General features: G+C 72.3%; 18 protein-coding genes. 14 read left to right on the forward strand and 4 right to left on the reverse strand.

Annotated elements, in window-relative coordinates:
- Window positions 1-36 precede the first annotated feature (36 nt).
- The 6 genes from C4U44_RS43250 to C4U44_RS16145 all read left to right on the forward strand — a co-directional run bounded on the left by C4U44_RS43250 (window position 37) and on the right by C4U44_RS16145 (window position 5,369).
- A complete protein-coding gene (locus C4U44_RS43250; protein ID WP_265737329.1) occupies window positions 37-165 on the forward strand; it encodes a putative leader peptide in 129 nt (42 codons plus the stop codon).
- Between the two features lie 338 nt (window positions 166-503).
- Window positions 504-1,547: an amino acid ABC transporter permease gene (locus tag C4U44_RS16125; protein WP_103886487.1), complete on the forward strand. Its 1,044-nt coding sequence runs from the start codon at window positions 504-506 to the stop codon at window positions 1,545-1,547.
- A complete protein-coding gene (locus C4U44_RS16130) occupies window positions 1,544-2,320 on the forward strand; it encodes an amino acid ABC transporter ATP-binding protein (RefSeq protein ID WP_103886488.1) in 777 nt (258 codons plus the stop codon). The genes C4U44_RS16125 and C4U44_RS16130 overlap by 4 nt, the downstream gene beginning before the upstream one ends.
- 109 nt (window positions 2,321-2,429) lie before the next feature.
- Window positions 2,430-3,434 carry a transporter substrate-binding domain-containing protein gene (locus C4U44_RS16135; RefSeq protein WP_103886489.1) on the forward strand — a complete coding sequence of 335 codons (1,005 nt, stop codon included), beginning with the start codon at window positions 2,430-2,432 and terminating at the stop codon, window positions 3,432-3,434.
- Between the two features lie 89 nt (window positions 3,435-3,523).
- Window positions 3,524-4,093, forward strand: a complete 570-nt coding sequence (locus tag C4U44_RS16140) for a TetR/AcrR family transcriptional regulator (protein WP_103886490.1) — start codon at window positions 3,524-3,526, stop codon at window positions 4,091-4,093.
- Between the two features lie 103 nt (window positions 4,094-4,196).
- A complete protein-coding gene (locus C4U44_RS16145) occupies window positions 4,197-5,369 on the forward strand; it encodes a GDSL-type esterase/lipase family protein (RefSeq protein WP_103886491.1) in 1,173 nt (390 codons plus the stop codon).
- A 37-nt stretch (window positions 5,370-5,406) separates the two neighbouring features.
- On the opposite strand, the gene C4U44_RS16150 is transcribed toward C4U44_RS16145, so the two are convergent.
- Window positions 5,407-6,066, reverse strand: coding sequence for a hypothetical protein (locus C4U44_RS16150; RefSeq protein ID WP_103886492.1), 660 nt, complete (start codon window positions 6,064-6,066; stop codon window positions 5,407-5,409).
- Window positions 6,067-6,486: 420 nt separating this feature from the next.
- Window positions 6,487-7,473 carry an ArsR/SmtB family transcription factor gene (locus C4U44_RS16155; RefSeq protein WP_103886493.1) on the reverse strand — a complete coding sequence of 329 codons (987 nt, stop codon included), beginning with the start codon at window positions 7,471-7,473 and terminating at the stop codon, window positions 6,487-6,489.
- A 56-nt stretch (window positions 7,474-7,529) separates the two neighbouring features.
- Here C4U44_RS16155 and C4U44_RS16160 point away from each other — a divergent pair, with 56 nt between their 5' ends.
- From C4U44_RS16160 to C4U44_RS16175, 4 genes are all read left to right on the forward strand, one after another.
- Window positions 7,530-8,846, forward strand: a complete 1,317-nt coding sequence (locus C4U44_RS16160; RefSeq protein WP_146088274.1) for an MFS transporter — start codon at window positions 7,530-7,532, stop codon at window positions 8,844-8,846.
- 490 nt (window positions 8,847-9,336) lie between these two features.
- The gene (locus C4U44_RS16165) at window positions 9,337-10,758 is read left to right on the forward strand and encodes a family 2B encapsulin nanocompartment shell protein (RefSeq protein ID WP_235032150.1); all 1,422 of its coding nucleotides are present in this window, start codon (window positions 9,337-9,339) and stop codon (window positions 10,756-10,758) included.
- A gap of 95 nt (window positions 10,759-10,853) precedes the next feature.
- Window positions 10,854-11,957 carry a family 2 encapsulin nanocompartment cargo protein terpene cyclase gene (locus tag C4U44_RS16170; protein WP_235032124.1) on the forward strand — a complete coding sequence of 368 codons (1,104 nt, stop codon included), beginning with the start codon at window positions 10,854-10,856 and terminating at the stop codon, window positions 11,955-11,957.
- A 56-nt stretch (window positions 11,958-12,013) separates the two neighbouring features.
- Window positions 12,014-12,889: a geranyl diphosphate 2-C-methyltransferase gene (locus C4U44_RS16175; RefSeq protein ID WP_103886496.1), complete on the forward strand. Its 876-nt coding sequence runs from the start codon at window positions 12,014-12,016 to the stop codon at window positions 12,887-12,889.
- Window positions 12,890-13,014: 125 nt separating this feature from the next.
- Here the strand turns inward: C4U44_RS16175 and C4U44_RS16180 are convergent, their stop codons facing one another.
- Entirely contained in the window at window positions 13,015-14,160 is a 1,146-nt protein-coding gene (locus C4U44_RS16180) for an SGNH/GDSL hydrolase family protein (RefSeq protein ID WP_103886497.1), read from the reverse strand.
- Between the two features lie 59 nt (window positions 14,161-14,219).
- Window positions 14,220-15,617: a glycoside hydrolase family 76 protein gene (locus C4U44_RS16185; RefSeq protein WP_235032125.1), complete on the reverse strand. Its 1,398-nt coding sequence runs from the start codon at window positions 15,615-15,617 to the stop codon at window positions 14,220-14,222.
- Between the two features lie 693 nt (window positions 15,618-16,310).
- On the opposite strand from C4U44_RS16185, the gene C4U44_RS16190 reads away from it, so the two are divergent.
- From C4U44_RS16190 to tgmC, 4 genes are all read left to right on the forward strand, one after another.
- Window positions 16,311-17,660, forward strand: coding sequence for a hypothetical protein (locus C4U44_RS16190; protein ID WP_103886499.1), 1,350 nt, complete (start codon window positions 16,311-16,313; stop codon window positions 17,658-17,660).
- 201 nt (window positions 17,661-17,861) lie between these two features.
- The gene (tgmA, locus tag C4U44_RS16195) at window positions 17,862-18,119 is read left to right on the forward strand and encodes a putative ATP-grasp-modified RiPP (protein WP_103886500.1); all 258 of its coding nucleotides are present in this window, start codon (window positions 17,862-17,864) and stop codon (window positions 18,117-18,119) included.
- Between the two features lie 4 nt (window positions 18,120-18,123).
- A complete protein-coding gene (gene tgmB / locus C4U44_RS16200; RefSeq protein WP_103886501.1) occupies window positions 18,124-19,083 on the forward strand; it encodes an ATP-grasp ribosomal peptide maturase in 960 nt (319 codons plus the stop codon).
- Window positions 19,080-20,243, forward strand: a complete 1,164-nt coding sequence (gene tgmC, locus C4U44_RS16205) for an ATP-grasp peptide maturase system methyltransferase (protein WP_103886502.1) — start codon at window positions 19,080-19,082, stop codon at window positions 20,241-20,243. The genes tgmB and tgmC overlap by 4 nt, the downstream gene beginning before the upstream one ends.
- Window positions 20,244-20,264 lie beyond the last annotated feature (21 nt).

The raw sequence follows: 20,264 nt of genomic DNA on the forward strand, positions 1-20,264 counted from the left end.
GCCGGTGGCACCGCGAAGCGAGCGAAGGGAACGGGCATGGACGCTGTCGAACGCGACCACGCGCTGTGTCCCCACGGCCTCGTGCAGACCCGCGTGGTCCGGCGGCATGTCGACCTGCTCCGGGTCAGCAGCGCCCTGTGTCCGGAAACGCCCGCGGTCCGCTGAACTGACCGCCTGGGCGCGGCGCCGCCGACCGTGCGCGGCGTCCGCGACCGTCCGAGGACCTGCCCGCCTGCCTGACGTCCCCGCGGTTCCACCCGTGGATTCGCGCGTCCGGCCCCGGCGCGCCGGCTCTTCCCGCCCTCCCCACTCCTCCCCCGACTGACGCCTGCCGCACACCGGTCGGCGCGGCGCCGGACACCGGCGGCCGCGGCCGGACCGTGCGCCGTCACGCCTCATTCCGCTGTCCTCCCGGTGGTCCGCCGCGGCAGACCGGCCCTCGCACGGGGCCGCCCTGCCCGCGTGCCGCCACCGCGGTCCCCGACCAGACGGGAACACCGACGATGCCCCAGCACGACAGTCCCGCGGCGGCCACCGCCGCCCCCGGCCATCCCCCGCCCGCACGCCCCGAGCCGGACGGCTCCGCCCCGGGGCCGCGCCCCCTGGACATCCGCGCCACGGACCAGGAGTTGCTGGCCGCCAGGCTCGTACCGCTGCGCCGCCCGGGCCAGTGGATCTCCGCGGCCGTCCTGCTCGTCCTGTTCGCGATGCTCGTCCACACGGTGGTGACCAACCCCCGGTTCCAGTGGCACGTCGTCGGCCACTACTTCCTGCGCGCCTCGATCCTGCACGGGCTCGAACTCACCCTGTGGCTGACCGGTGCCGTCATGGCCAGCGGCTACCTGCTCGGCATCGGGGTCGCCGCGATGCGGCTGTCCCGCAACCCGGTGCTGCGCTCGCTGAGTTTCGGCTACGTCTGGCTGGTGCGCTCGGTCCCGCCGCTCGTCCAGCTGCTCTTCTGGTACGAACTCGCCTCGCTGTACCCGCGGTTGTCGGTGGGCGTGCCGTTCGGGCCGGAGTTCGCCGGGGTGCGGACCGCGCACCTGTTCAGCGGCATCCTGGCCGCGTACGTCGGGCTCACCCTCGACGTGGCCGCGCTCTCCGCGGAGATCGTCCGGGGCGGCATCCTGTCCGTCGACCCCGGGCAGCGCGAGGCGGCGCGGGCGCTGGGGCTGAGCGAGGGGCGGATCTTCCGCCGGATCGTCCTGCCGCAGGCGATGCCGGCGATCATCCCCTCCTCGGGCAACCTGCTGATCGGGATGCTCAAGGCGACCTCGATCGTCAGCGTCATCGCGGTCCAGGACCTGCTGTACTCCAGCCAGTTGATCTACAACCAGAACTTCCTGATCATGCCGCTGCTGCTGGTCGCGACCCTCTGGTACGTCATCCTGACCACGCTGCTGTCCATCGGACAGTTCTACGTCGAGCGCTTCTACGCCCGCGGCAGCGACCGCGGCGCCGGGAAGCCGCCGCGCGGCTTCTGGCAGGTGACCCGGTCCAACATCCCGCTGTTCGGTCCGGCCCGGTCCGCGGCGGTGGGACTGTGACGGGCACCGACGAGCGGCCGCTGGTACGGATCCGGGGCCTGCGCAAGGCGTTCGGCACCCACCTGGTGCTGGACGGCATCGACCTCGACGTGCGCGAGGGCGAGGTGACGGTCCTGCTCGGCCCGTCCGGCTCGGGCAAGTCCACGCTGCTGCGCTGCGTCAACCACCTGGAGAAACCGGACGCGGGGTTCGTCGAGATCGGCGGCGAGCTGGTCGGCTACCGCCATGACGGCGACCGGCTGCACGAGCTGCGGACCCGGGCGATCACCCGGCAGCGGGCCCATGTGGGCATGGTCTTCCAGCAGTTCAACCTCTTCCCGCACCTGAGCGTGCTCGACAACATCACCGAGGCGCCGGCGGCGGTGCGCGGCGTCCCGCGCCGGCAGGCCGCCGAGCGGGCCCGCGAACTGCTCGCGCGGGTCGGTCTCGCCGGCCGGGAGGACTCCTACCCGCGGCAGCTGTCCGGCGGCCAGCAGCAGCGGGTGGCGATCGCCCGCGCGCTGGCCATGGAGCCCCGGCTGCTGCTGTTCGACGAGCCGACCAGCGCGCTCGACCCCGAACTCGTCGGCGAGGTCCTCGCGGTGATGCAGGACCTGGCACTCAGCGGCATGACGATGATCGTCGTCACGCACGAGATCGGCTTCGCCCGCAAGGTGGCCGACACGGTGGTCTTCCTCGACGGCGGAAAGATCATCGAGTCCGGTGCTCCCGCCGACGTGCTGGCGGCGCCGCGCCACGAACGCGCCCGCTCCTTCCTCTCCGCGGTGCTCTAGCCGCGGCCCCCGGCGCTCCCCTTTCCCTTCGCCCCCCTCGCCCCCCGCTCCGCCCGCGCGCGCCGCCGCGCGCCCTCCTCGCAGCTCCCACCTGGTGAAAGGCACTCCCGTGACCACCGAAAGCCGTTCCCGCCGACGCGCCCCGAGACTGGCCGTCGCGACCGCCGCCGCCACTGCCGGGCTGGCCCTGCTCGTCGCCTGCGGCGGTTCCTCCGACGACTCCGCCGGCACGAACGCCGGGTCGAACCCCGCGGGCGCCGCCAAGCCCGGCGCGGACGCCGCGGCCGCGACCGCGGTCCCCACCCAGGACGTGGTCTCCGCGATCACCGCCGACCCGAAACTGGAGGCGGAACTGCCGGCGAAGATCCGCAGTGGCGGCACCCTGACCCTGGGCACCACCCGCTCCCCCGGCGTCCAGGGCCTGCCCCACGTGGGCGAGCAGAACGGCACCGCCGTCGGCCTCGACGTCGACCTGCGCAACGCCGTCGCCAAGGTGCTCGGCATCACCTGGAACGTGCAGTACGGCACCTTCCCGACGGTCATCCCCGGCGTGCAGAACGGCCGTTACGACGTCGGGCAGGACAACTTCGGTGCCACGAAGGCCCGCGAGCAGGTGGTGGACTTCGCCACCTACCTCAACGACGGCCAGGCGTTCCTCGGCTCCAAGGACGTGCAGGTCACCTCCGTCAAGCAGCTCACCGATCTCTGCGGCCTGACCATCGCCACCACGCCGGGCTCGACGTTCCAGCAGATCCTCACCGACGGCGCCGGGAAGTGCGCGAAGATCGGCAAGAAGCCGTACAAGGTGCAGTACTTCGCCGACACCGCACCGATCTTCCTCGGCCTGGCGAACGGCAAGGTGGACGTCTTCTTCGGCCCGACGCTCGGGCTGAAGTACGACGCGGCCCGTATCCCCGGCACCCGGTTCCTCGGCCAGATCAGCACCACCCCGGTCGGGTTCGTCACCGCGCGGAACTCGCCCCTCGCCAAGGCGCTGAGCGACGCGGTCAACCAGCTGATCGCCGACGGCTCCTACGCGCGGATCTTCGCGAAGTGGGGGGTGCCCGGCACCGGTATCACCGCCTCCCAGCTCAACCCCGCCACCACCTTCTGAGGCGCGGACCGTCCTCCTCCACGGCTTACCCATTTGCCTAAAGCCATTAGGTATGAACATAATGGGTTTCGCCGAAGAGGAGGACGGTCATGGTTCGTGTGGGACTGACCGCGGAGCGCCTGACCCGTGCGGGCGCCGAGCTGGCCGACGAGGTGGGCTTCGACGAGGTGACGGTGTCGGCGCTCGCCCGGCGGTTCGACGTCAAGGTGGCGAGCCTGTACTCCCACGTGAAGGGTTCGCAGGACCTCCGGACCCGGATCGCCCTGTTCGCGCTGGCCGAGATGGCCGACCGGGTCGCCGACGCGCTGGCCGGGCGGTCCGGCAAGGACGCGCTGGCCGCGTTCGCCGACGCCTACCGGGACTACGCCCGGCAGCACCCGGGCCGGTACGCCGCGGCCCAGTTGCGGCTCGACCCGGAGACGGCAGCGAGCAGCGCCGGTGTCCGGCACGCGCAGATGACGCGGGCGCTGCTGCGCGGGTACGACCTGCCGGAGCCGGAGCAGACCCACGCCGTCCGGATGCTGGGCAGCGTCTTCCACGGCTATATCAGCCTGGAGTCGGGCGGGGGCTTCGCCCACACCGCGGTCGACCCGCAGGTGTCGTGGTCCTGGATGGTGGACTCCCTCGACGCGATGCTGCGCGCCCGGGCCGCCTCCTGACCGCCCCGGCCGTCTCCTCGTACGCGGCCGCCCCCACCCCTGAGTCAGCCTCCTCCCCCTCCCCTCGCGCCCTTTCGCACCCCCTGAACACCGGACGGGAACCATGAGCACCGAGCCCCACCTGACCACGACGCCCGTCACCGCCGGCATGCTGCGCGGCGCGGTCGACATCGAGCGCACCGCGCACGGCCTGCTGCCGCACCGGCTGCCGGCCGCGGCCCGCCGGCAGATCCCCGACGCCCAACTGACCGTCGCCGAGTCCCAGCCGTCCGGAGTGCGGCTGGCCTTCCGCACCCGGGCCACCGTCGTCGAGCTGGACGCCCTGCCCACCAAGCGGGCGTACGCCGGGCTGCCCGCGCCGGCCGACGGCGTCTACGACCTGCTGGTCGACGGCGACCTCGCCGGGCAGGCCACGGTCCCCGGCGGGCGGGTCCGCACGATCGACATGGGCACCGGGTCGGTGGACGTGCGCGAGGGCCTCCCGGGCACCGCCCGGTTCACCGGCCTTCCGGCGCGCGACAAGGACGTCGAGATCTGGCTCCCCCACAGCGAGACCACCGAGGTGATCGCGCTGCGCACCGACGCCCCGGTGGAGCCCGCGCCGGCCGGCGGGCGCCGGGTGTGGCTGCATCACGGCAGTTCGATCAGCCACGGCTCCAACGCGGCCCACCCGACGGCGATCTGGCCGGTCCTGGCCGCCGCGCGCGGCGACGTCGACCTGGTCAACCTGGGGTTCGGCGGCGGCGCGCTGCTCGACCCGTTCACCGCGCGCGCCATGCGGGACCTCCCCGCGGACCTGATCAGCGTCAAGATCGGCATCAACATCGTCAACGGCGACACGATGCGCCTGCGCGCCTTCACCCCGGCCGTCCACGGCTTCCTCGACACCCTGCGCGAGGGGCACCCGGCCACGCCGCTGCTGGTGGTGTCCTCCGTCCTGTGCCCGGTCCAGGAGGACACGCCCGGCCCGCTCGCGCCCGATCTCGACGGCGGCACCCTGCGGTTCAAGGCCACCGGCGACCCGGCGGAACGCGCCTTCGGCCGCCTGACGCTGACGGTCGTGCGCGACGCGCTCGCCCGGATCGTCGAGGAGCGCGCGGCCGACGACCCGCACCTGCACTACCTCGACGGCCGGGAGCTGTACGGCGAGGCGGACCACGCCGAACTGCCGCTGCCCGACGGGGTGCACCCCGACCCCGCGGGGCACCGCCGGATCGCCGAGAACTTCGCCCGCCTCGCGTTCGGGGCCGGCGGCCCGTTCCACGCGGCATCGTGAACGGCCCGGTCACTCGGGCCACCGGCCGGGAGCGGTTTCAACGCCCCGTCACGACCTTCCGGAGTTTGTCGACCTGGGCCGCGACGAGGTCCATCGGCACCTGGGGAGGCCGGGTGTCCTGCGGAAAGGCCATGGCGGAGAACACCGCGATTCCCGTACCGCAGCGGACGACCACGTAGTGGAAGTGGGCGTCGACCCGCGGGCCGCCGTCGTCGTTGCCGGAGCGGTCGACGCTCGGGTTGCTCTGGGTGATCCGGTACGAGACGGCGTCGTCGCCCAGCTTCGGTTCCGCGAGGGGACGGGGATCGGAGTAACCCATGTCGGGCTCCAGCGGCGTCCGGAACGACGTGCAGGTCCGCAGGGAGGTGCGCAGGTCCGCCATCACCCGGGGCGCGTCGGCGGCGGAGTACGCCGTCAGGGACATGGTGACGGTCTGCTCGCCCTCGGGGTCCTTCGCGGACGACCGGCTGACGGTCTGCTCGACGAGCGCGTGGTACTGCCGGTCGCCGACCATGCCGGCCGCGGAGTTGAGCGGCCCGCACGCGGCGGGGCGGGGTTTCGGGAACCGGGAGACGTCGGGGATGCTCTGCCCGATCCGCAGACCGTCCCCGCCGCGTCCGACCAGCGTGCCCGTGTCCCAGCCCGGAACGTCCTTCGGCCCGACGACGGCCCGTTCCAGATCGGCCTGACCGAGCACTCGTGTCGAGGACGTCGGCGGGGCCGCGGCGGAGCCGGGAGTCGAGGCCGGGGCGGTGGCCGATGTCGGGGCCGGGGCGGAAGGGTTCGGCCGCGTGCTTCCCGCCCCACCCCCGCACGCCCCGAGGGTCCCCGCCATGAAGATCACGCCGGCCGCCCACACGGCCCGCGACGCCGCAGCGTCCATTGTCCCGCCCCCACACTCGTCCGCCGGCCCGCCACCGGCCCGGTCCCCCTCGGCCGGCCCCGCCGGTCGACCCTGCGCGCCCCTCGGCCGCGCGTCAGATGATCGCATGATCAACGGCTCGTCAGGGTCGTCGTCCGCGGGCCGTACCGGCGCCCCCACCGGACTCGCCCAGCGGCCGTGCCCCGGCGGGGCCGCGAACGCCTCGGCGACCGTCAACACCCCCTCGGCACAGGGTCATTCGCACAGCTCGTCGCCGAGCGGGCTGCGGGCGTACAGCACCATCCGGCCGTGCCGCGCGCGGGTGGTGAGCCGGGCCGCGTGCAGCACCGCGAGGTGCTGGCTGACCGCGCTCGGGCTGACGTGGAGGCGGTGCGCCAGCTCGGTGGTGGAGGCGGGTTCGGCGAGCAGCGTGAGCAGCCGGGCCCGCGGCCGGCCGAGCAGCGCCTCCAGGGCGGGTCCGGACGGCGGCGGGTCCAGGTTCTCGGTCATCGTCGCGCGGCCGCGCGCGGGATAGCTGATCCAGGGCAGGGCGTTCGCGTCGATCGTGGTGACCGCACCGCGCGCGAAGCAGGTGGGGGCCAGCACCAGTCCCCGGCCCGCCACGTGCACCTCCGCGTCGGGCAGCATCATCGGCCGGTCCCACCTGATGGTCAGGACGCCCTCGGTCCAGTGCAGCCGGTTGCTCAGCTCGCCGAACAGCCCGTCGGCGCCGCGCTCGGCGAGGGTGCGCGCCCGGTACACGATGTCCGACTCCAGCACCGAGCGGGCCCGCGGCCACCAGTGCGGGGCCAGGCACTGCCACCAGTACTCCTCCAGCGCGTCGGCGATCTCGGCCAGCACGCCCTCCGGGTCGGTGGTGCCGCGGGCCAGCCGGGCGGGCAGCACCCGGTCGTGCGGCAGGAACGTGCGCTCCAGGTCGGCCGGCACCGTCGCGGGATCGGTGGCGCGCAGCGCGGCCAGCTCGGCGCGGAAGTCCGGCCAGGGCGTGGTGGGCCGCGGCGTCAGGAAGTCCGGCACCCAGCGGTTCGTGGCGACCAGCGAGGTCAGCATCCCGGTGTCCAGCCGCTCGAAGTCCGGGCGCATCCGCCGGAACAGCGGCATCTGCTCGGCGTAGTGGCCGGGGTGGGTCCACATCCGCAGGCTCAGCACCGCCTGGTGGAGGGCGGAGCAGGCGAAGGAGGTCGCCGCGAGGTCGGCGAGGTCCAGGTGGAAGCGGATCATTGAGCCCCATGCTAAATCAGTTCGCACGGGGGCCACCGCCCGGTCAGCTTGTGGTCATGACCACGCCCGCCGCCACGCAGCCCGTCCCGCCCTCCCCGGCCCCTCCCGATCCGCCCGCCGCCGGCACGCGGCGCTCCCGCCTGCTCCACCCGGACCCGGTGATCCGGCGGCTCGCCTGGCTCACGCTGGTCAACGCCTTCGGCAACGGCCTGTTCATGACCGTCGGCGTGCTGTTCTTCACGCGGGCCCTGCACTTCAGCGCCGCCGGGGTCGGTCTCGGGCTCACCCTGGCCGGGCTGTGCGGGGTGCTGGCCAGCATGCCGGGCGGGCGGGCCGCCGACCGCTGGGGCACCAAGCCGGTGCTGATGGCGCTGGTGATCGCGGAGGGTGCGGGCATGGCCTGCTACGGCCTGGTGCACAGCTTCCCGGTCTTCGTGCTGCTGGCCTGCCTGGTGACGGCCGTCGACCGGGCGTCGTCCGCCGTACGCAACACCCTGTACGCGCAGGCGCTGCCGAAGCAGGCCCGGGTGGAGGGCCGCGCCTACCTGCGGGCCGTCACCAACGTCGCGATCGGCGCGGGCGCGTCGCTCGCCGCGCTGGCCCTCCAGGCCGACAGCCGCCAGGCGTACGTGACGGCGATCCTGGTCGACGCGGCCACCTTCGCCGCCGTCGCGGTCATGCTGCCCTCCATCCCGATCCCGCCCGCCGCCGGACGGGCGCCGGCCCCGGTAGCCGCCGGCACCGGGCGCGCCGGTGAACCCCCGCGGCCCCGGAGTGCGTTGCGCGACCTGCCCTTCCTCGTCGTGACGGTGCTCAACTCGGTGCTGACCCTCCAGTTCGGCGTGATCGAGGTGGGGATGCCGCTGTGGCTGGTGCAGTCGACGCACGCGCCGCGGGTGCTGGTCGCGCCGCTGCTGATCGTCAACACGGTGCTCGTGGTGCTGCTGCAGGTCCGCGCCACCCGCGGTACGGGCGAACTGCGCGCGGCGGCGGTCGCGTTCCGGCGCGGCGCCCTGCTGGTCGCGGCCTGCTGCCTGGTCGCCGCGACGGCGCACGGGCTCGCGGCCACGGCGGCCTGCCTCGTCCTGCTGGCCGCAGCGGTGCTCCAGTCGCTCGGCGAGGTGCTGTCGCAGGCCGGCGGCTGGGCCCTGAGCTACGCACTGGCGCGGGAGGAGGCGATGGGCGCCTACCAGGGGCTGTTCAACGCGGGCTCGGCGGCGGCGATGATGCTCGGCCCCGGCCTGGTGACGGTGACCGCCCTCGACCACGGCCTCGCGGGATGGGCGCTGCTCGCCGCCCTGTTCGCCGTGGCCGGCGCGGCGATGCCCTTCGCGGTGCGGTGGACCGAGCGGCGCCACGCGCCGGGGGTATGAGGCGGCGAACTGCCGCACGTGTGTGCGTGCGGCGGCGTCCACCGTACGCACCCGCCGCACCCGGGGTTTGAGGGCGCACGGGACCGGGGCCCGCCGCTGCGCTCGCCGGGCCGGCCCCGCCCTGGTCAGCGCGCCGGCGCCGCGACCCTACCCGGCGTGAAACCGAACCTCGCGCCCCTACGCGCGCCCCCGCGCGCCGGAGTGCGGGAGCGAGAAGGCGGGGCGCACGCGGGCACCCTCCCGCCACCCGCCTCACCTGGGGGGTTTGCACCACCGGGGGCGCGAAGCCGCCCCCCGGCGGGGCTACCGGGCCACGCCCCCGGGCTGTTTGGCTTGTCCTGCGCGGAATTCGGCCCCCTGCCCGCCAACACCCCCACCACCCCGCTGCGTTCAGCTCCGCCCACGCCGATCCGCGCCCGTTCACGTCGCCTCACGCTGCCTGCCCAGCTCACCTTCCGGGAGAGAGAACGTGCCCGCATCGGAAAGCACCATCGGCGCCGCCACCGACGATCCACCCGCCGGACCGGGAGCCGGCGGTCGGCCCACCAGCCTCGGCACCCGCGCGGCGCGCCAGCTGGCGACCACCACCAAGTCCGAACCCCAGATGCAGGGCATCAGCTCCCGCTGGCTGATCAGGATGCTGCCCTGGCTGGACGTGCGCGGTGGCACCTACCGCGTCAACCGGCGCCTCCAACTCCGCGTCGGCCGCGGCCGGGTGCAGTTCGAGCAGAACGGCGCCGACGACGTCAGGGTCGTCCCGGAGACCCTGGCCGAACTGCCGGCGCTGCGCGGCTACTCCGACACCGGTGTCCTCACCGAGATCGCCGCGCGCTTCCGGCTCCGCGAGGTGCGCCCGGGCGAGGTGCTGTGCGAAGCCGGGCAACCGGTCACCGAGACCTACCTGGTGGTGCACGGCCGGCTCACCCGGTACGCCACCGGGAAGTACGGCGAGGAGGGCCTCGTCGGGGTCGTCACCGACGGCGACCAGGTCGGCGACGAGGCCGTCGGCCAGGCCGTGCCGCGGTGGACCACTTCGGTGCGCGCCGACACCGCGGGCGTGCTGCTGGCACTGCCGTGGCAGGCGCTGCGGGAGTTCACCGACCGCGTGCCGTCGCTGGCCGCGCACCTGGCGGCGTACGCCGAGCAGCAGCGGCTGCCCGCGAACCGCAGGGGCGAGGCCGACATCCCGCTGCAGGCCGGCCACCGGGGCGAACCCCCCATCCCCAGCGGCTACGTGGACTACGAACTGGCGCCGCGCGAGTACGAGTTGTCGCTCACCCAGACCGTGCTCAAGGTCCACAGCAGGGTCTCGGATCTCTACAACCACCCGATGGACCAGACGCAGCAGCAACTCCGGCTGACCATCGAGGAGATCCGCGAGCGCCAGGAGTGGGAGCTGGTCAACAACCGCGAGTTCGGGTTGCTGCACAACACCGACTACGGCCAGCGCATCAGCACCTACTCGGGCCCGCCCACCCCGGACGACCTCGACGACCTGCTCGCGATGCGCCGCAAGACCCGGCTCTTCCTCGCCCACCCGAAGGCGATCGCCGCCTTCTTCCGGCAGTGCAACAAGCGCGGCCTGGTGCCAGGCACCGCGAACGTCGACGGGCACGAGGTCCCTGCCTGGCGCGGCGTCCCGCTGTTCCCCTGCGGGAAGATCCCCATCGGCCCGCAGCACACCAGCAGCATCATCGCGCTGCGCACCGGGGAGGCGGACCAAGGCGTCGTCGGGCTGCACGCCACCGGCATCCCCGACGAGCACCAACCCGGCCTGAACGTCCGCTTCATGGGCGTCAACACTGCTGCGGTGATCAGCTACCTCGTCACCGCCTATTACTCGATGGCGATCCTCGTCCCCGACGCCGTCGGCATCCTGGAGAACGTCCAGCTCGGCCGGACGGTCGAGTGACCGCGCCGAGCGACCGAGCGGAGTACGGCATGAGCGCGCCCCCGAGTACGAGTACGGCCTCGGACACCGTTCCGGATTCGGAGCCGGTTGCGGCCATGGAGCAGGACCCCGCCACGGAGCCGGCTGCGGCCGCAGAGCCGGACCCGGGCGCCGGGACCGGGCCCGCGCGCTGGGTGCCGCCGGGCCCGGCGGGCATCCCCCGCCCCGCGCCCGCCCGCCGCACCGGGGCGGTCCCCGGGCTCCGGTACCGGCCCGTCGCCCCCGCCGACCCGGAGAAGGTCAAGGAGGTCGACCGCCGGCTGGAGGCGTGGGCGCACGACCTCGACCTGTTCCCCACCGCGTGGCAGGGCGACTTCTCCGGGTTCCAGTTCGGCCGGGCGGTGGTGCTCCAGCACCCGGCCGCCGCGGACCTGGAACGCCTCACCGTCGCGGGCGAACTCCTGCTCGCCGAGAACCTCGTCGACTCCTGCTACTGCGAGGAGGAGGAGGACCGGGGCGGATCGCACCGCGGGCTGGGCGGCCCGCTGATCATGGCCCAGTCCGCGATCGACCCGTACCACGGCACGCCCGAGCTGGAGGAGGAGTGGCGGCGCGGCATGCAGGCCGACGGGCCGCTGCGCTCGTACCACTGGGCGATGGCGGACTACGCCGGCTTCGCCACGCCGAGCCAGTCCCTGCGCTTCGTGCACGACATCGCCCGCCTGCACCTGGGCTACCTCGCCGAGGCGGCCTGGGCCGAGACCCGGTACACGCCCACGGTCTGGGAGTACCTGGTGATGCGGCAGTTCAACAACTTCCGTCCCTGCCTGTCCATCGTGGACGCGGTCGACGGCTACGAGCTGCCCGAGGCCGTCCACGCCCGCCCGGAGATCCAGCGCATCACCGCCCTCGCCTGCAACGCGACGACCATCGTCAACGACCTGTACTCCTTCACCAAGGAACTGGCCGGGGACCCCACGCACCTCAACCTGCCGCAGGTGGTCGCCGCCAACGAGGGGCACGGGCTGAAGGCGGCCTACCTGCGCAGCGTCGAGATCCACAACCGGATCATGGACTCCTTCGAGGAGGAGGCCGCCGCGCTGTCGGCGGCCTCGCCCGTCATCGGGCGCTACGCGCGCGGCCTGTCGGACTGGGTGGCCGGCAACCACGAGTGGCACGCGACCAACACCCACCGCTACCACCTGCCGAACTACTGGTAGGCGCACCACGCTTCACCGGCACAAGGAACAGCACCCGAGCACCAGAGGAGTCAGCGTTGACCATTCAGCACCCCGGTACCAGCACCGCACCGGTACCGACCCAGTCCACGTACCAGACGCGTGTCGCGGACTACTGGAACGCCGAGGAGAACCCGGTCAACCTCGAACTCGGAAAGATCGACGACCTCTACCACCACCACTACGGCATCGGCGAGGCCGACTGGTCGGTACTCGACGAGACCGACCCCGCCCTTCGCCGGGACCGCATCACCGCCGAACTGCACCGGCTGGAGCACGCCCAGGCCGAACTGCTCGCCTCCCACCTCGGCCCGCTGACCTCCGCCGACCGGGTCTTCGACGCCGGGTGCGGGCGCGGCGGCGGCAGCGTCGTGGCGAACCTGCGGTACGGCTGCTCCGCCGACGGCGTGACGATCTCCTCCAAGCAGGCGGACTTCGCCAACGAGCAGGCGCGCGCCCGCGGCGTCGACGGCAAGGTGCGCTACCACCACCGCAACATGCTCGACACCGGCTTCTCGACCGGGGGCTACGCGGCCTCCTGGAACAACGAGTCCACGATGTACGTCGAGTTGGACCTGCTCTTCGCCGAGCACGCCCGGCTGCTGCGCCGCGGCGGGCGCTACGTGGTGATCACCGGCTGCTACAACGACACCTACGGGCAGGCGTCGCGCGAGGTGTCCCTCATCAACGCGCACTACATCTGCGACATCCACCCGCGGTCGGCGTACTTCCGGGCGATGGCGGCCAACCGGCTCGTCCCCGTGCACGTCGAGGACCTCACCGAGGCCGCCCTCCCGTACTGGGAGCTGCGCAAGGACGCCGAACACCTGGTCACCGGGATCGAGGAGCCGTTCATCACGGCGTACCGGAACGGCAGTTTCCAGTACCTGCTGATCGTGGCCGACCGGGTCTGAGGCAGGTCCGAAGCGCGCACGCGCCGGCCACGGGAGGGTGCCCCGTGGCCGGCGCGTGCCGTTTGCCGTGTGCGGCCAATACCGTGGCCGGAAAGGTTCACCGTTTCGCGGCGCCCGGCACGGCACTAGACGGCGGGCAGGGTCGTCCACTGCTGGGCGCCGGTGCCGTTGCAGTCCCACAGCTGGAGCTGCGTGCCGTCCGTGGTCGAGGAGCTGGGGTCGTCCAGGCAGCGTCCGGAGACCGGGTTGCGGTAGCCGCCGTTGTAAGGCTGCCAGACCTGGTTGGCCCCGCCGTTGCAGTCCCAGATCTCCACCTTCGTGCCGTTGGCGGTGCCCGCGCCGGTGGCGTCGAGGCACTTGCCCACGGCGCGCAGCGTGTTGTCGCTGTGGAGCGTCCACCACTGGGCGTCACTGTAGTTGCACGTCCACAGCTGCACGGCGGTGCCGTTCGTGCTGCTGTCGCCGTTGTCGTCCAGGCACTTGCCGGAGATGCCGGAGTACACCACGCCGCCGGTGGGCACCGGCGGCGTGATCCACCCGGCGGCGTCGGCGGCCTGGATGCCCGCGTTGAAGGCGTCGGCCATCTTCTGGTAGCCGCCGTCGTTGGGGTGGAGCTGGTCGGACAGGTCCGCGGCGGTCAGCGCGCTCATGTCCACGAACCGCACGTGCTTGCCCGCGGCCTGCTCGGACTGGACGATGCCGGGCACCGCCTGGTTGAAGGCCGGCCGGTTGGGCTCCTCCACCGGATTGGTGGACACGATCAGCGAACCGACCAGCACCGTGGCGTCCGGCACGTCCGCGGTGATCTGGTCGATCAGCGCGTGCAGCCGGTCGGTGGCCGTGGACACCTCGTAGTTCTGGTTGAGGTCGTTGGTCCCGATCTCCAGCGTGACGACGTTCGGCCGGTAGCGGGCAAGCACGCTGTCCGCGATGCCGGCGATCTGGTCGATCCGCCAGCCGGAGTGCCCTTCGTTGTCGGGGTCGGACATCGTGCCGTCGCGCCCGGACCCGACGAAGTCCAACGCGTGCCCCTCGGCGGCCAGTTCGTTCCACAGGTCGCCCCGGTAGCTGTCACCGGTGCTGCTGCCGACGCCCCAGGTGATCGAGTCGCCCAGCGGCATGACGCGCAGGCTGGAGGCGGTCGCGGCCGGGGCGGCCCCGCGGTCGTGACCGCTGCCGCTGCCGGCGGCGGCGGCCGGCACCGCGGCGCCCGCGGCGATGCCCAAGGCGGCGGCGAGCGCCATCGCGAGAAGTGCGGGAGGTCGTCTCATCTTCGTTCCACGCTCCTTGTACGGGTGGGGGGAGGGCGTGCGGACGTCGAACGGCCGTGTCAGCCAGCCGCGTTGAGCAGATCGAGCACACTCTGCTGGCAGCCGTAGTCACTGGTGCCGGCACCGCCGGCCCAGTGCGGCCCGTACTGGTCCAGGGAGTTGCGGTCCTTGGTGTATGCCGAGTTGGCCCACGCGCTCAGGTCGGCGGCGTACGGGTGGTCGGAGAGCTGGGTGTTCAGCTTGCCCAGCCCCCGTACGTAGGCGCCCTTGAAGCTGGGCCCGTCGCCGGTGCAGGAGTCCCCCTCGCCCGGCTCGCGCAGCACACCGCCGGACTGGAGCGTGCTGGTGGACGCGTTGGCGAGGGTGCGGGCGGTGTCCAGCAGGCCGGAGTTGCCTGTCGCCTTGTACAGCTCGGTCAACCCGCCCAGCACCACGCCCTGGTTGTACGTCCATGTGGTCTGGCCGTTGTTGACGCAGGCGTCGCTGAGCCCGTCGTTGATCATGTGGCTGCCGTTGATCATCCCGCTGTTCTGGAACCACGACCACTCGGTGTTCGCCCGGCTGAGGTAGGTGGTGTCACCGGAGATCCGGTTGTGCAGCGCGGCGGTCAGGTAGAGGAACAGCTCGTTGGTGATGGCGTTCTTGTACTCGCCGTCCGTGCTCCACCGCACGCCGCCGCCGCAGGTGCTGTTCCAGTTGTCGTACATGTGGTCCGCGTCGGCACGGGCGGTGTTCAGGTAGCGGCTGTCACCGGTCATGTCGTACGCGTCCACCCAGGCCAGGCCCCACCAACCGGTGTCGTCCAGATAGCCGTTGGTGAAGTTGCCGCCCTGCGCGTTGATGTTCGCGTCGTACGTCTCGTTGATCGCGTACTTGTAGCTGCCCATGCCCGACACGCGGGCGTTGTCGATGATCGCGGTCAGCGCGTTGGCGCTGGTCCACCAGCCGTTGCCGCCGAACAGCTTGGTGCCGCGGTCGTAGGACATCATCAGCGCGGTCGCGGCGGCGGTGCGCCTGTCACCGGCGTTCCAGGTGGTGCGGGCCCAGGAGGTGCAGGCGATGGCGGACGAGCCGGCGGCCATCCCGCACGCGCGCACCGCCCCGACACCCTCGGTGTTCCAGTCGTCGACGTTGTACATCAGGGTGCGCCAACCGCCCTGCCCGGACGGCACCGTGGTGTCGCCGAGCTTGCTGCCGTCGCTCCAGGTCCGGCCGCCGTCCATCGAACGGTCGAGCCACACCTCGTCGCCCGCGCCGCCGTTGCCGATCGACCCCCACGCCATCGCGTCCGTGTCGTCGAAGTGCAGCACGATCGAGCGGGAGGAGATCGTGGTGCTCACCGGCTGCCGGTCCCCCGGACTCAGGGCCGGGTCGCGGGTGTCGCAGTACTTGTTGCAGATCGTGGTGGCCGCGCTGGCCGAGGGCGCCGCGGCACCTTGGGCCACGGCGGTTGACATCGTTGTCAGAACTGCCGCGAGGACAGCGATGCGCAGGGGTCTCATTGCACGCATGGGGGGCTCCTGAACCTTGACCTGGCGCACCGGGCGCGCCGCTGGGGGGGAGAGCGCTCTCATCGGAAGCTAGCCAGCGGGTGACGGCGCGTCAATAACCTGGGCGGGTGGTCGGATCACTCGGGGTGAGGGGCCGTCCCGGGGGGCGGGGGTGGCGTCGGGGCAGGCGGTGAACGGGGTGGGCCGGTGCGGGGCCGGGCCGGCCGGGATCGTGCCGGTACGGGCGGCGCGGGATCGCGCCACGCTCTCCGTTCACAGCCGCACCAGGGGTCGCTTCTTTCCCGGAGATACGCTGGCGACGCGGGGGGTACGGGGAGGAGGCGGGGGCGCCGCGGCGGGCGGCGGGCGGGGGCATGCACGCGGGGCACCCGAGCCGCGCTCCGGGTGGACCGGACGCGCCGCGCTCATGACGCCCGCGCGGGGGCGGGGGCGCGGCCACCGGAGGATGGTCGGAGGTCTGCTCGGCACGGAGGAAGTACGGCTCGAGTCCGCCGCGGTGGCACGGCTCCACTTCAGCGTCGACCATCGTGCGGGGCAGTACATCGCACCGGCCACGTCGCTACTCTGAGCGGTACCGTGAAGACGGAGGGCGAGCACCGGACCCTCGGAAATCCTTGGACCTCGCGGGAGTTGACCAGGATGGCCCACCGGACTCCGCGCAACGCCGGTCTTGCGGCACTGCTCCACGAGGCGGACTGGTCGATGACCCAGTGCGCCCGCGCGGTCAACCGCGCCGGTCAGGAGGCCGGCATGTCACTGCACTACGACCAGAGCGCGGTGAGCCACTGGGTGGGCGGCACGATGCCGCGGGCCAAGGTACGGCCGCTCATCGTGGAGGCGTTCGCCCGAAAACTCCGGCGCCCTGTCACTCTGCAGGAAGCCGGGTTGGCGGTCGACGGCCCTGCCACGTGCACCGAACGGAGAGAGTCCGTTGACGATCTCCTCGAACTCGGAAAGGCGGACATGGATCCTTCCCGCAGGGGTGTACTGACCAAGGCGTTGTACTCCGCGGCACTCGTCGCGCCGGGATATCCGGAACTGGCGGGCACGGACCGGACGGCGAGCGCCCGCCCGACCACACGCGTCGGAGCCGGAGAGGTGGCGGTCGTCCGGTCGATGACGGAGCGGATCGCCGACATACTCGACATCTTCGGCGGCGGACACGCCCGGCCCATGGCGGCGGCGTTCCTCGTCAACACCGTCTCGCCGTACCTGCGGGCAGACGCCACGTCCGCCGTCCGCGCGAACATGCTCTCGGCTGCCTCCGACCTGGTCTACCTGACCGGTTGGATGGCGATGTACGAGCGCGAGCACGGCCTCGGCCAGCGCTACTACGTCAAAGCCCTGAGCCTCGCCGGAGCGGCCGAGGACCATGTCACGTACTGCCGGACGCTGCGAGGGATGAGTCTTCAGGCGGGCAACCTCGGGTACGGCAGCAAGGCGCTCGGGCTGGCGGACGCGGCCGCCGAAGCATCCCCCAAGGCAGGCCCTCGGCTGCACGCGTTCCTCGCCGGACAACAAGCTGCGTCCGCGGCGATGACGGGGGACCGGGGCACGGCCTTCACCCGGCTCGCCGAGACCGAGAAGGCACTGTCCAAGGCGGACTCCCGCAAGGATGCCGTGGGCGGATACGACCTGTCCGCGTTCCTCTTCCACACCAGCGCCGTCCTCTGCAGCCTCGGCGACCTCCCCGGCTCCGTCGAGGCCATGCAGGACTGCCTCCGTGCTCAGCCCGAGCAGGAGCGGCAAGGACGCGTCCACGCCCTCGGCCTCCTTGCACAACGGCAACTGGAACTCGGCCACCTGGACGCGGCATGCGCGACGTGGTCGACCTTCCTCAGTGACTACGAGCAGGTCTCCTCCTCTCGTGGCGACGAACACTTCGACGGCATGCGGAGAATGCTTCGCAGTCATCGCACATCCCGCTCCGTCCGTGAACTGGCGGAACGCGTAAGGCGCGTGGCAGCAGTCAAGGGAACAGCCGCTTAGGAGGATCGGGGCGGACAACCAGGACCGCACTTTCATGGCTTTCATGCTCTCGGCCCTTCCTCGTAGTTCCGCTCTCAGCCCGGACACGGTTCCGTAGGGCAGAAGCGTCCGTGATCCGCCGGTCGGCAGACCTCACTCACCCGCGACCGGATCGCGCCGCGCTGCTCATCGCCGCGCCGTCAAACCCGAGGAGACCTCGTCATGCCCGTCGTGCAACAACCCTTCGTCGGCCCGCCGTGGGGCACCGGCCGCCTGGCCCCCTATCCGACCACCGTGCAGCGCCCGCATGCCTCGGTCACCATCGATCCCGCGACGCAGCTCGGTGTCTTCCGCGACACCGCCGGCCACGTGGTCACCATGGGCGCACACGGCACCAGCAAGGGCACGGAGACCTCTACGACCACGAACTCGGACTCCAGGAACGATCAGGGCCACGACCAGGACTCCGAGCAGGACTGACGCCATGAACGAGGAAAGGCCGGTCCTGGTGGCCACCGAGGCGGACGACCTGACAGCGGACATGGTGATCACCCACCTCAACCTGCGGAGGGTGCCGGTCGTCAGGTTCAATCCGGCGGACATGGGCACGGGCCTGACCCTCTCGGCTCGGTTCGGCAGCACTTCGACCTCCGTCGTCGGGCTGCTGCGCACGCCGTCGAGGACCGCCGATCTGGCTCGCGTCCGGTCGGTGTACTGGCGCCGCCCGGAATGGCCCTCCTTCTCTCATCTGGAGCCGGACGAAGCCCGGTTCGCGGCTGCCCAGGTCCGCTACGGCCTCGGCGGCAGCCTCTACGCAACCGGCTGCCCGCTCTGGGTCAATCACCCCCTGCGCGCCGCGGCCGCCGACTACAAACCGGCTCAGCTCGCCCTCGCGCAGCAACTCGGCCTCGTCGTGCCACCCACTCTTGTGACCAGTGACCCCGACGAGGCGCGGGACTTCATCGATGCCCACGATCAAGTGCTCCACAAGACTCTGCGGTGGACGCCTTACACGCGTGACGGCATCCCGGTGACGGGGTGGGCTGAGCTGGTCACCGCCGCTGAGATCGACGAGAGCGTACGGGTGGCGCCGCATCTGTTCCAGGTCCGGGTGGACAAGGTCGCCGACCTGCGGGTGCTGGTGGTCGGGCGGCGCACCTTCGCCGTGCGGATCGAGTCCGAGCTGCTCGACTGGCGCAGGGACTACGCTGCGCTCGACTACTCCGTGGCGCACCTGCCCGACCGGGTGAATGCCGCGCTTCACTCCTACCTGCGCCGCCTGGGGCTCGTGTCCGGGAGCTTCGACCTCGCCGTGGACCGGGCGGGCAAGCACTGGTGGCTGGAGCTGAACCCCAATGGCCAGTGGGGGTGGTTGGAGGCCGAGACCGGCCTCCCGATGTCCGCCGCCTTCGCCGATCTGCTCACGGAAGGGGCCGACGCGTGAACGACTCCGCATCGCAGCGCCGGCACCTCGTCGAACTGCTGACCCGCGACGGTGTTCTCACCTCCCCGCGGCTGCGCGACGCCGTCGAGGCCGTACCGCGCGAGCTCTTCCTCCACCCGGGCGTGTTCCTCGACGAAGGAGGCGTCTGGCGGCCGATCACACCGGACGGCACCAGCCCTTCCGGATGGCTGGAGATCGCGTACCGGTACGACACCCTCACCACCCAACTCGACGGCCACCTCACCGCCGAACAGGTCCGCGAACCCGTCAGAGGGGTGCCCACGTCCTCGTCCACCATGCCGTCCACGGTGGTCGGCATGATCGAGCACCTCGACGTGGAGGCGGGCGGCCGGGTCCTGGAGATCGGTACGGGAACCGGCTACTCCGCCGCCCTGATGTGTCATCTCCTCGGTGCGGACAACGTGACCACCGTCGAGGTGGACCCGGGCGTCGCGGCACGCGCGGACGCCGCGCTGGAGACGCTCGGCTTCTCCGCGTGGACGGTCACCGGCGACGGGCTTCTCGGGTATCCGTCGAACGCCCCGTACGACCGGGTGATCGCCACCTGCGCGGTCCGCCGCATCCCCTACACCTGGGTCCGGCAGACCAGGTCCGGTGGCATCGTGCTCGCCACTCTCGGGTCCTGGCCGTACGGAACCGGCCTGGCCAGGGTCGTCGTCGGGGACGACGACGGCGCCGAGGGCCGGATCATCGGCCGATCGTCGTTCATGCAGGCGCGCGCGCAGGCCGTCGTGCCGGTGGCCGGCGACCTGTCCGCCCGGACCGCGTACGCGGACAGCGTGAGGGAGGCGAAGGTTCCTCCTGCCTGCCTGGACGACTGGATGCCGGCCTTCCTCGCCCAACTCGCGGCGCCTGGCGCCCAACTCGTACGCGCCACGCGGAGCGACGGGACGAGGCTGCTCTTTCTCTTCGACCAGGAGCGGGAGTCCTTCGCCCAGTTCACTCCCCGCGACGGTGGCTGGCAGGTCCGGCAGGGCGGCCCCACGGCGCTCTGGGACACCGTCGAGGAGGCCCTTCTCGCCTGGCAGGCCGCGGGCCGTCCGGACATCGACGCCGTGCGGCTCCGGATCACCGCCCGCACCCACACGTACTGGATCGCGGGCAGCTCGTCGCTGCGCTGGGAACACCGCCTCGTCTGACACCCGAAGGGACGGGCACCG

The sequence above is a fragment of the Actinacidiphila yanglinensis genome, assembly GCF_900107965.1.
Taxonomy (GTDB): Bacteria; Actinomycetota; Actinomycetes; order Streptomycetales; family Streptomycetaceae; genus Actinacidiphila; species Actinacidiphila yanglinensis.